Below are 12,029 nucleotides of genomic sequence, written 5' to 3'. Positions count from 1 at the left end.
TTGAAAACTTAAAATAAGTTACAGAGTTTGTGAGATTTTATTACTGTGAAAAAACGGATCTTTTAAACGGGGGAGAGAAACGATGACTTATAATCAACTACCACAACCACAAGGTCTCTACCGTCCTGAATTTGAACATGATGCATGTGGAATCGGACTGTACGCCCATTTAAAAGGGGAGGCGACACATAGCATCGTCAAAAAGGGATTACAAATGCTGTGCCAGCTTGATCATCGCGGCGGGCAAGGCAGTGATCCGTATACAGGTGATGGTGCCGGTTTAATGGTACAGCTGCCAGACGCTTTCTTTAGAAAGAACTGCAAAGAATTTGCACTTCCTGAAAAAGGCCGTTACGGGGTAGGAATGGTCTTCTTTTCAAAAGATGATGACGAAAAAACGCGTCAAGCCATCGAACAGAAAATCAACGGGTTCATTAAACAAGAAGGCCAAACATTAATTGGCTGGAGAACGGTTCCTGTCGATGCCGGAAAAATTGGTACTGTCGCAGCGAAGAGCTGTCCGGTTGTGAGACAGGTCTTTATTGGAGCAAACGACAAGATCACAGATCGTTTGTCATTTGAACGAAAATTATATGTCATCCGTAAACAGGCTGAGAACTGGGGAACAAGAGAAGAAAAACAATTTTACTTTGTCAGCCTGTCTAGTCAAACCATCGTATACAAGGGGCTTTTAACATCAGATCAAGTCGATGCTTTTTATCTTGATCTACAGGATGAAACATTTGTTTCTGCATTTTCGCTTGTTCATTCAAGATTTAGTACAAATACATTTCCTACATGGGAAAGAGCCCATCCAAACCGTTACTTAATTCACAACGGAGAAATCAACACATTAAGAGGGAACATCAATTGGATGAGAGCAAGAGAACAACAATTCGTATCTGAAGCCTTCGGAGACGATTTAGACAAGATTTTGCCAGTACTGAATGCAGACGGAAGTGATTCATCCATTTTAGACAATGCCTTTGAATTCTTTGTGCTTGCAGGCCGTACACCTGCTCATACAGCAATGATGCTGATTCCTGAGCCTTGGACGGAAAACACGCACATGTCGAAAGAGAAACGGGCATTTTATGAATACCATAGTTCTCTCATGGAGCCGTGGGATGGACCAACAGCGATTTCCTTTACTGACGGGAAACAAATCGGGGCCATCTTAGACCGAAATGGATTAAGACCGGCAAGATATTATGTCACGAATGATGATCATATCATTTTCTCTTCTGAGGTTGGCGTAATCGACACAAATGAAGAAGATGTTAAGTATAAAGATCGACTTGAGCCTGGTAAAATGCTGCTCATTGATCTAGAAGAAGGACGAATTATTTCTGACGAAGAAGTGAAATCGACCATTGCGAATGAACTTCCTTATCAAAAATGGCTCGATGAAGAAATGGTCCACGTCAATCGCTCGGAAGAAAATTCAGAAAATTCTAGTATAATGGATGATTTATTGACACGTCAGCGTGCGTTCCATTATACGTATGAAGACATTCAAAAGTATTTAATTCCTTTACTAGAAGAAGGCAAGGATCCAATCGGTTCAATGGGAAGTGACACACCGCTTGCTGTGTTATCAGATCGTGCGCAGTCTCTTTTTCATTATTTTAAGCAGCTGTTTGCACAAGTCACGAACCCGCCGATTGATGCCATTCGTGAGCAGCTCGTGACATCAACCATGACTTGGTTAGGTGCCGAAGGCGATATTTTACATCCGAATGAATATTCATGCCGAAGAATTAAACTTTATACACCGGTCTTAACGAGCGGGCAATTTAACGGCTTGAAAACGATTGTTCATAATGCCTTTAAAAGCAAAACAATCCATACACTTTTCACCGATGATTTAAAACGCGGACTGGATGCGATGTTTGAAGAGGCGGAAAAAGCGATCAGAGAAGGTGTCTCTTTATTAATCCTTTCAGATCGTGAAATGACAGAACAAAAAGTACCGATTCCACCACTTCTTGCGCTAAGTGCACTTCATCAGCATCTTGTGCGTCAAGGCCTGCGGACAAAGGTCAGTCTGATCGTTGAATCTGGAGAGGTGAGAGAGGTCCATCATTTTGCCGCACTAATTGGCTACGGCGCAGATGCGATTCACCCTTACCTTGTCTATGAAACGTACAAACAGCTGATTGCAGACGAAGCGATTTCGATCAGCTTTGATGAAGCTGTTACAAAGTTTGGTAAAAGCGTGACAGAAGGTGTCGTCAAAGTCATGTCCAAAGTGGGGATTTCCACTGTGCAAAGCTATAGAGGCGCGCAAATCTTTGAAGCAGTTGGGATTAGTGAAGACGTCATTCAAGTGTATTTCACAGGAACAGCTTCTCAGCTTGGCGGAATTGATCTTGACACCATTGCTCATGAGGCAAAACTCCGCCATGAAGCAGGGTATCAAGCAGCAACTGACCAGACACTTGAATCAGGCAGTGAATTCCAGTGGAGAAAAAATGGAGAACATCATGCTTTTAACCCAAAAACGATCCATACGCTCCAGTGGGCATGCCGTAATGAAGATTACGATCTATTTAAACAATATACAAAAGCAGCGGATGAAGAAAGAATCGGCTTCCTCAGAAACTTGTTTGCATTTCAGCCAAAACAAAAGCCGGTTCGTCTGGAAGAGGTTGAATCTGCTGAATCCATCGTGCGCCGCTTTAAGACAGGTGCCATGTCATTTGGATCTTTAAGTAAAGAAGCGCATGAGGCACTTGCGATTGCGATGAACCGAATTGGCGGTAAAAGTAACAGCGGAGAAGGCGGAGAAGATCCTGCCCGCTTTACAGTAGATGAACATGGTGATGACCGCAGAAGTGCAATTAAACAAATCGCTTCTGGCCGATTTGGTGTGAAAAGTCATTACTTAGTCAATGCAGATGAACTGCAAATTAAAATGGCGCAAGGAGCAAAACCTGGAGAAGGCGGACAGCTGCCAGGAAATAAAGTGTATCCTTGGGTTGCCGATGTACGTGGTTCTACGCCAGGTGTCGGATTGATTTCACCACCGCCGCATCATGATATTTATTCCATTGAAGATTTGGCACAGCTGATTCATGATTTGAAAAACGCGAACCGTGATGCACGCATCAGTGTCAAGCTTGTATCTAAAGCCGGCGTTGGCACGATTGCAGCAGGTGTAGCAAAAGGAACTGCGGACGTCATTGTCATCAGTGGTTATGACGGCGGTACTGGAGCTTCACCGAAAACGAGTATTAAACACACAGGGCTTCCTTGGGAGCTTGGATTGGCAGAAGCGCATCAAACCCTTGTGTTAAATGGTCTTCGCGAGAGAGTCGTTCTTGAAACAGACGGAAAGTTAATGACTGGCCGCGACGTTGTGATGGCTGCGATTTTAGGAGCAGAAGAGTATGGCTTTGCGACAGCTCCACTTGTCGTGCTGGGCTGCGTGATGATGAGAGCATGTCATTTAGATACTTGCCCAGTCGGTGTAGCCACACAAAATCCAGAGCTCCGCAAAAAATTCATGGGTAACCCCGATCACATTGTGAACTTCATGATGTTTATTGCAGAGGAAGTAAGAGAAATCTTAGCGGAACTCGGCTTTACATCAATGGATGAATTAATCGGACGCACGGACGTCCTAGCGGTCAGTGAACGAGCAAAAGCTCACTGGAAAGCAGGGCAGCTAAACCTTGAAACATTGCTTTATCAGCCAGAAGGAGCGCGGACATTCAGAACACCACAAAATCATAAAATTGATGAATCGCTGGATATGAATGAAATCCTTCCTTATGTGCAAGAAGCGCTGAATCATCAAACACCGGTTGATCTATCATTGAACATTCGCAATATCAACCGTGTGGCCGGAACTATTACTGGCAGTGAAGTGTCTAAGCGCTACGGGGAAGAGGGCTTGCCAGAGGATACCATCACACTAAGATTCACTGGTTCAGCTGGACAAAGCTTCGGCGCATTTGTGCCAAAGGGCATGTCTCTCTATTTAACAGGTGATTCAAATGACTATATCGGCAAAGGACTCTCAGGAGGCAAAATTGCTGTTAAAACGTCTGATCATTTTGTACAAAATGGACATGAAAACGTCATTGTAGGAAACGTCGCATTTTACGGCGCAACTAGCGGAAAAGCTTATATTAACGGGCGTGCTGGTGAACGATTTGCTGTTCGTAATTCAGGTGTACATGTGGTTGTTGAAGGAATCGGAGATCACGGCTGTGAATACATGACTGGCGGACGTGTCGTTATTTTAGGAGACGTTGGGAAAAACTTTGGTGCAGGTATGTCTGGCGGTGTGGCTTACATCCATACATCGGATGCAAAACAGTTCAAAAGAATGTGCAATATGGAAATGATCATGTTTGAAAAGCTCACAGATCATGAAGAAGAACAAGAAGTGAAACAAATGATCAAGGAACACCTTGATTATACAAACAGCTCAAAAGCAGCAGCACTTCTTGAAAACTGGGAGCAAGAAAAGGATCAATTCATCAAAGTCATTCCGAGAAATTACAAAATGATGCTTCAAAGCATCGAAGAACAAAAACAAGCGGGCCTCAGTCATGAAGAAGCGGTGATGTTTGCCTTTGAAGCAAACACAAAACCGAAAAATCAAGAAACGGCAAACGGGCAAAAAGCAGCCCTCGCTCATTAAGAAAGGGGAGAGGACAATGGGCAAAGCAACAGGTTTTATGGATTATAAAAGAGAAAAGCCAAATGAACGTGACCCTCTCACTCGTCAAAATGACTGGAAAGAATATTCAGCTCCTTATACAGATGACGTATTGAAAAAGCAGGGCGCTAGATGTATGGATTGCGGAACACCGTTTTGTCAAATTGGGATGGAGATCAGGGGCGGCGTGTCTGGCTGCCCGATCTACAATTTAATTCCAGAGTGGAATGATCTTGTCTATCGCGGAAGATGGAAAGAAGCTCTCGAAAGACTTCAAAAAACAAATAATTTCCCAGAGTTTACTGGGAGAGTATGTCCGGCACCTTGTGAAGGGTCATGTACAGTCGCTATCAATGATCCAGCTGTTTCGATTAAAAATATCGAACGTACGATCATTGATAAAGGCTTTGAAAATGGATGGATCACACCAAGAATCCCTTCAAGCCGTACAGGGAAGAAAATTGCCATTGTCGGCTCAGGACCAGCAGGACTTGCAAGTGCTGATCAATTAAACCAAGCAGGGCACGCTGTAACAGTGTTCGAGCGTTCTGACCGTCTTGGCGGACTGCTGACATACGGGATTCCGAATATGAAGCTCGATAAAGAAGTGGTCGAGCGAAGAGTCAAACTTCTAAGACAAGAAGGCATTGACTTTGTGACGAACACAGAAATCGGTGTGGATATTACTGCTGATGAACTGAAAGAGCAGTTTGATGCCGTTATCCTTTGTACAGGTGCACAAAAGCAGCGTGATCTGTTGATTGAAGGCCGGGAAGCAAAAGGAATTCACCTTGCGATGGATTATTTAACCCTCGCAACGAAAAGCATGCTTGATTCAGGATTTAAAGACAAAAACTTCATTGATGCAAAAGGAAAAGACGTGATTGTGATTGGCGGAGGAGACACAGGTGCAGACTGCGTTGCAACTGCACTTCGCCAAAAAGCAAAAAGTGTTGTTCAATTCGGGAAGCATCCAAAGCTTCCGGATACACGTGTAGGGGATAACATGTGGCCAGAACAGCCTTATGTCTTCTCGCTGGATTATGCTTATGAAGAAGCACAAGCCAAATTCGGAGAAGATCCGCGTCAATATTCAATTCAAACCACAAAAATTGTGGCAGATAAAAATGGGAAATTAAAAGAGCTTCATACCATTCAAATGGAAAAGGTGAAAAACGAACAAGGGAAGTTTGAATTTCATGAGATTCCAGGAACAGAGAAGGTATGGCCTGCTCAGCTCGTCTTTATTGCAATTGGTTTTGAGGGAACTGAACAGCCGCTTGTGAAACACTTTGGCGTGGACAGCAAAAACAATCGCATTGACGCAAAGTATGGGGAATATACAACAAATGTAGAAGGCGTATTTGCAGCGGGAGATGCAAGACGCGGGCAAAGCTTGATTGTCTGGGCAATTAATGAAGGCAGACAAGTGGCGCACGAGGTAGACCGTTATTTAATGGGGAGTTCAGTTCTGCCAAAATAGGTCAAACAAAGGGTGTTACAATATAAAGAAAAGCCATGACCAACGTGTGGTCATGGCTTTTTATGATTCAGAAATGGTATGGTTGATCAACACTTTTTTACGTTTAAGCTGCGATACGACTAAACAGAGGAAGACAATAAGAACAAAAAGAGAAATGGTCAAAAAGCCAAACGTATATGAGCCAGTCAATTCTTTTAAACTGCCAAGAATATTAGGTAAAAAGAATCCGCCAATGCCTCCAGCAGCCCCAACAATTCCGGTCACAATCCCAATTTCTTTATGAAATACTTGAGGCACCAGCTGAAAAACAGCGCCATTCCCCATCCCAAGACACATCATCCCGGCAAATAAAAGCGCAATGACCACAGGTAAAGCTGGAAGACTGCTCACTCCCCCTAAGCAGATGCCGATGATTCCGAATAATCCAAGCAGTACTTTCATTCCACCTATTTTATCGGCAATGAGACCGCCTACAGGACGAAAGAAGCTGCCTGCCGCCACACAAAGGGTCACAAAATCACCAGCATGAATCTTCGAAACCCCATATTGATCCACAAAGAAAATACTGAGGAAACTAGAAAGCCCGACAAACCCTCCGAATGTGATCGCATAAAGCAGACAGAAAAACCATGTCGATTTCACTTGAAATACTGAAAAGTACGACCGAATCGGCTGAGGAGCGGGCTGATTTGGTGCATCTTTTGCAGTGAAAATAAAGAACAAAAAGACAAGACTTAACGGAATCAGAGCGAGCCCCATTACGGCATGCCACCCGTAAATCTCCGCAAGCCTTGGACCAAATAATGTGGAGATCAGTGTTCCACTATTCCCCGCGCCTGCAATCCCCATAGCTACTCCTTGTAAGTGAGGAGGATACCAGCGGCTTGCCATTGGCAAAGCAACAGCAAAACTTGCTCCTGCTACTCCAAGCAAAATCCCAATCAGTACGAGCTCTGAAAGGGTTGTACCAGCGATAAACCCCCAAATGAGCGGAATGGTCGTTAAAAGCATTCCCATCACTGCAGTCTTTTTAGGTCCTATTCGATCGGTGAATAAACCGAGCACAATCCGAAAAAAAGAACCAGATAGAATTGGAATGGCCACAATCATGCCTTTCTCTACGGTTGATAAAGCAAAATCTTGCGCAATAAAAGCACCCAGCGCCCCTAACAAAACCCAGATCATAAAGCTCACATCAAAATATAAAAAGGAACCAAACAATGTCTTAGGATGACCACTTGATTTTAATTCTGAGAGTTTCATAAAACGCCTCCTCTATTGAATTTTCTGACTTAAAGATAGCGAGTTCACTTATATAATGAAAGTATTATGTGAGAAAAATTGACATGAATAAACACTTTTTTACAAGTGTGTGCCATAATCAATCCATACAAAGTGCTCGAGCCAGAGGCTTAGAAAGGTTGATTTCAGATGACAAAACGCAAACTTGTGTTTATCGGAAACGGCATGGCGAGTATGAAATGTATCGAAGAGATCATTCAAAAGCAGCCAGAACATTACGCCATAACAGTCATTGGAAAAGAGAAGCACTCTGCCTACAATCGAATAAAACTTTCGCCCATTTTACAAAAAAGCGAATCATTAGCTCAAATTGAACTAAAGGATAAAGAATGGTACACAGCGCATGACATCACATTGTACAAAGGAGAATCAGTTATACATATCGATACAAATCGAAAATGTGTCATGACAGATGCGCGCCGGGAAATTCCCTATGACAAGCTCGTCATTGCAACGGGTTCATCGCCGAATTTTCTTCCTATTCAGGGTGTGTCCAAAAAAGGGATATACGCTTTTCGGACAATTGATGATTATGAGGCCATTTGTGCGGATGCGGTGCATTATCAACAAGCAGCAGTGATCGGAGGCGGCGTGCTTGGTGTGGAGGTGGCAGCTGGTCTACAGATGGCGGGGCTGGAAACCACCATCATTCATCATACGGAGCGGCTCATGCAGCGACAATTAGATGAAACAGCCGCCGGATTATTACAGCGACAATTTATACGAAAAGGGATTCAGGTGAAAACAAATGCCCATACCATTGCATGCTTAGGCGGTGAGAGGGTAGAAGGCGTTCTATTGAAAAATGGCGACATCGTGGAGGCTGATCTTGTTGTTTTTACAACAGGTATCCGTCCGAATATACAGCTTGCAGAGAATTATGGCATACACACGAGAAAAGCCATTGTTGTCAATGACGTGATGGAGACAAATATCCCAAATATTTATGCGATTGGAGAATGTGCAGAGCACAAAGGGATGGTGCACGGTCTTGTTCAGCCCATTTATGAACAAGCAAGCGTGCTCGCTAAGCATCTTTTAGGGGAAAAAATCACACATACACCCAAGCCCATTTACTCAACAAAATTAAAAGTACCTGATTTGCCGATTTATTCTGCTGGATGTATTGAACATCATTCTCCGTTTATGTCAGCTGTGACTTATTTAGATGAAGAGCAAGAGGTATATAAAAAATTCGTTTTTGAACGTGAGGCGCTGGCAGGCATTTTATTCGTCGGAGAGCTGGAGCATGCCGATCAGCTTTTGCAAGATGTGAAAGTGGGACGTGATAAAAGTGTGGTCATGAAATCCCTTTATGAAAAGCAAGCATCCCCACTAGATTCATTAAAAATGGAAGATCTCGTCTGCCAATGTCAAACCGTTACAAAAGGGACGATTTTAAAAAGCATTTCGGTTCATCAGCTGACAAACTTAGAAGAGGTGAAAAAACAGACAGGGGCAGCAACCGGGTGCGGCGGGTGTCAAGAGCTCGTCCGTGCTTGCTGCCAGTTATCATCACATGAACAAACGGAATCGCAGGCCTTTTATTGTCCATGTACAGAAGCAGATGAGCAGACCATTTTTTCGTTTATTAAAAAGCAGCAGCCGGTGAATGCTGAAGAAATAAGAAGACATTTTCAATGGAAAACGAATCACGGCTGCGGCATCTGCCGGCCGGCCATTCAATACTATCTCGAGCAATTTCAAGGATCGGTGGAAAAAATCGGCGCTGCTGAGCAGGAAGACATGTTGATTCCTCAATTATATGGAGGCCGGCTTGATTTGGATTTTTTGAAAATCATTACGTCTTTGTTAGAGAACAGGCTGATTGAGCAGGCAGAGCTGACAAAGCATAAACGAATACGGCTTATCGGTGTGTCAAAACAGGCGGCACAAATCGTCAAAAATCATTGGCCAATTATGCCCAATGAGAAAAGAAGACTATCTCATATCCTTTCATGCGACTGCAGTGATCCAGCAGTCACGTCACTTGTGATAGAGCTGGAAAGACAAGTGGAAGATACACTTTTTCCAGCTGTCACCTCCATTCATATCACCGGTGCTTCCTGCACGTGTAAACTTGCTCCAATTGATGACATCTGTCTGAAAAAGCAGCTGGGTGAATGGAACATTTATATAGGAGGCCAGCTTTTTTACACCTTGGCTCATTCAAGTGAGCTTATTCCTTTTTTAAAAGCGCTGCTTGAAGAGTATAGAAAAAATGCTTACTTTCAAGAATCCATTGGTGATTGGCTTTCCCGGCAAGGGAACATTTCTATTCGAGAAAAGTTACTTGATGAGGAAATAAGAGAAGAGCTCTGTGCGCAATTTGACCAAAGCAGACAAGAAAATGTAAGTCATAAGGATGTGAAGGTATGAGTCAATCTTTTTTACAATATGCCCAGCAAAAATCAAAGCAGGAAGAACAAAAGCGAGTGTTCCCAGCCCAATGTCCTTTTTGCAGTATGCAGTGCAAAATGCAATTAATCGAGCAGCATGTGGAAGGGCGAACACGCTACCAAACGATTGGTGTACACAATCCAACTACGCACGGAAGACTTTGTATGAAAGGACAGCATGCCCACCAGCACGCGCTTCATAAAGATCGCCTGAATCACCCACTGATCAAAAGAAACGGACAATTTGTAAAAGCAACATGGCAGGAGGCTCTTGAGGAAATCAAAACAAACATAGAATCTCTTCAGCTGTCACATGGCCATGATGTGATCAGTGTGTACGGAAGCGCATCAATTACAAATGAGGAAGCGTACTTACTCGGGAAATTTGCAAGAGTGGCGCTGAAAACAAAATACATCGATTATAACGGGAGACTATGTATGTCTTCGGCAGCAACTGCCGCAAATCAAACATTCGGACTTGACCGTGGCCTGACCTTTCCTCTCAGCGACATCAAGCATGCACGAGTGTTGATATTGGTTGGAACGAATATAGCGGAATGTCAGCCAACCTTCCTGCCCTACATCGAAGAGGCGAAAAACAATGGCGCATTTCTCATCGTCATTGATCCGCGCAGAACTCCGACAGCCCAATTAGCCGATTTACATGTCAGCCTAAAACCAGGGTCAGATGCCGCACTGGCAAACGGCATATTGCACATCATGATGCATGAGCATTTAATCGATGAATCATTTATTCATCAACGAACGTCAGGTTTCCAAGAACTAAAGGAGCATATCTCACGCATCTCCCTGCCAGACATAGCTGAGCAAACCGGCGTGACGATTGATGTGATGCAGAAAATAGCAAGGAAATTCGCACAAGAAAAGACAGGCATGATTTTTACAGCAAGAGGCATTGAGCAGCAAATAGACGGTACAGCCTCTGTGCGTAATTTCCTGAATATTCTGCTTGTTACTGGGAAGATCGGCCGCTTTGGATGCGGCTATGGCGCAATAACCGGCCAGGGAAATGGCCAGGGAGCAAGAGAGCATGGGCAAAAAGCAGATCAGCTTCCAGGATATCGAGATATCTCAAACCCTGGTCACAGAAAAGAAATGGCTGAACGATGGAACATTGATGAAAAAGAACTCCCAGGAAAGGGTGTGTCTGCTTTTGAGATGTTTGAAAAAATGGAGGCAGGTGAGATCAAAGCGCTCTTTTTAATGTGCTCAAACCCTGTCCAGTCAGGGCCGAACGCGCACCTGATTCAGCAAGCCATCAAGAACTTGTCCTTTTTTGTTGCCGTTGATTTATTTATGTCTGAGACAGCTGCGCTGGCAGATGTAATTTTACCGACTTCGTCATATTTAGAGGATGAAGGTACCGTGACAAACATAGAGGGGCGCGTTACGCTTAGAGAAGCAACATATCCACTTAAACACCAAAGAAAGCACGATTGGCAAATCATTTGTGAAATAGCAGCTGTATTAGGCAAAGGCAGCCATTTTTCCTTTTCATCCGCAGAAGAGATCTTTGAGGAAATAAGAGCCGTAACGAAAGGTGCAAAGGCTGATTATTCAGGCATAACCTATGAAAGGCTGAGGAAGGAACAAGGCATAAGGTGGCCTTGTACTCATTTAGAAGACCCGGGAACTGAAAGATTATTTGAACATGCATTCTCACATTCTGACAGTTTAGCGAAGTTTGCCGTTGTCACACATGGAAAAAAGGCTGCAAAGGAACCCGTCAGTCAAGAATACCCTCTTTATTTAACGACCGGCAGGGTGATGGCTCATTACCAAACAGGCGTTCAAACAAGAAGGAGCACCTCTCTTGTTGCCAGACAGTTTGAAGCATATGCAGAGCTTCACCCTGACACAGCGAAAACGTATGGACTTCAGCACGGGGAGCTCGTGACCATCAAGTCAAAAAGAGGAAGTGTCATCATCAGATGCCGCATATCAGACACCATTCGAAAAGATACCGTATTTGTTCCATTTCACTGGAGCAAACATCAATCAATTAATCAATTAATTGATGACCAACTAGATCCGCACAGTAAAATGCCAGGCTTTAAATATTGTCCTGTACAGCTGTCAGCCTACGTGAATGAAAAACTATGTGAGAAATTTTAACATGTATTTTCCATCTATGTTTAGATTATGGTACTTT

At 43.6% G+C, this 12,029-nt stretch carries 5 protein-coding genes; 4 read left to right on the top strand and 1 reads right to left on the bottom strand.

Annotated elements, in window-relative coordinates; translation table 11 throughout:
* Window positions 1-82: 82 nt before the first annotated feature.
* Window positions 83-4,654, top strand: coding sequence for a glutamate synthase large subunit (gene gltB / locus AAYR28_RS09440; protein ID WP_120208057.1), 4,572 nt, complete (start codon window positions 83-85; stop codon window positions 4,652-4,654).
* Window positions 4,655-4,670: 16 nt separating this feature from the next.
* Window positions 4,671-6,155 (top strand): glutamate synthase small subunit, encoded by a 1,485-nt coding sequence (gene gltD, locus AAYR28_RS09435; protein WP_024428371.1) that lies wholly within the window; start codon window positions 4,671-4,673, stop codon window positions 6,153-6,155.
* Between the two features lie 60 nt (window positions 6,156-6,215).
* On the opposite strand, the gene AAYR28_RS09430 is transcribed toward gltD, so the two are convergent.
* Window positions 6,216-7,418: an MFS transporter gene (locus AAYR28_RS09430; protein ID WP_034280687.1), complete on the bottom strand. Its 1,203-nt coding sequence runs from the start codon at window positions 7,416-7,418 to the stop codon at window positions 6,216-6,218.
* 168 nt (window positions 7,419-7,586) lie between these two features.
* Between AAYR28_RS09430 and AAYR28_RS09425 the strand changes: the two genes are divergently transcribed.
* Complete coding sequence (locus tag AAYR28_RS09425) at window positions 7,587-9,836, top strand: FAD-dependent oxidoreductase (protein WP_098677734.1); 2,250 nt, start codon at window positions 7,587-7,589, stop codon at window positions 9,834-9,836.
* A complete protein-coding gene (gene nasC / locus AAYR28_RS09420) occupies window positions 9,833-11,992 on the top strand; it encodes an assimilatory nitrate reductase catalytic subunit NasC (RefSeq protein ID WP_111926579.1) in 2,160 nt (719 codons plus the stop codon). Before AAYR28_RS09425 ends, nasC begins: the two co-directional genes overlap by 4 nt.
* Window positions 11,993-12,029: the final 37 nt, after the last annotated feature.

The organism is Bacillus safensis (assembly GCF_039619585.1).
Classification (GTDB): domain Bacteria; phylum Bacillota; class Bacilli; order Bacillales; family Bacillaceae; genus Bacillus; species Bacillus safensis.
The sequence above is the reverse complement of the archived record's forward strand: the minus strand, read 5'-3'. Positions and strand labels throughout refer to the sequence as shown.

Coding starts and splice junctions, on each gene's coding strand:
- gltB (WP_120208057.1), top strand. CDS start 83: ATGACTTATAATCAACTACCACAACCACAAGGTCTCTACCGTCCTGAA.
- AAYR28_RS09430 (WP_034280687.1), bottom strand. CDS start 7,418: ATGAAACTCTCAGAATTAAAATCAAGTGGTCATCCTAAGACATTGTTT.
- gltD (WP_024428371.1), top strand. CDS start 4,671: ATGGGCAAAGCAACAGGTTTTATGGATTATAAAAGAGAAAAGCCAAAT.
- nasC (WP_111926579.1), top strand. CDS start 9,833: ATGAGTCAATCTTTTTTACAATATGCCCAGCAAAAATCAAAGCAGGAA.
- AAYR28_RS09425 (WP_098677734.1), top strand. CDS start 7,587: ATGACAAAACGCAAACTTGTGTTTATCGGAAACGGCATGGCGAGTATG.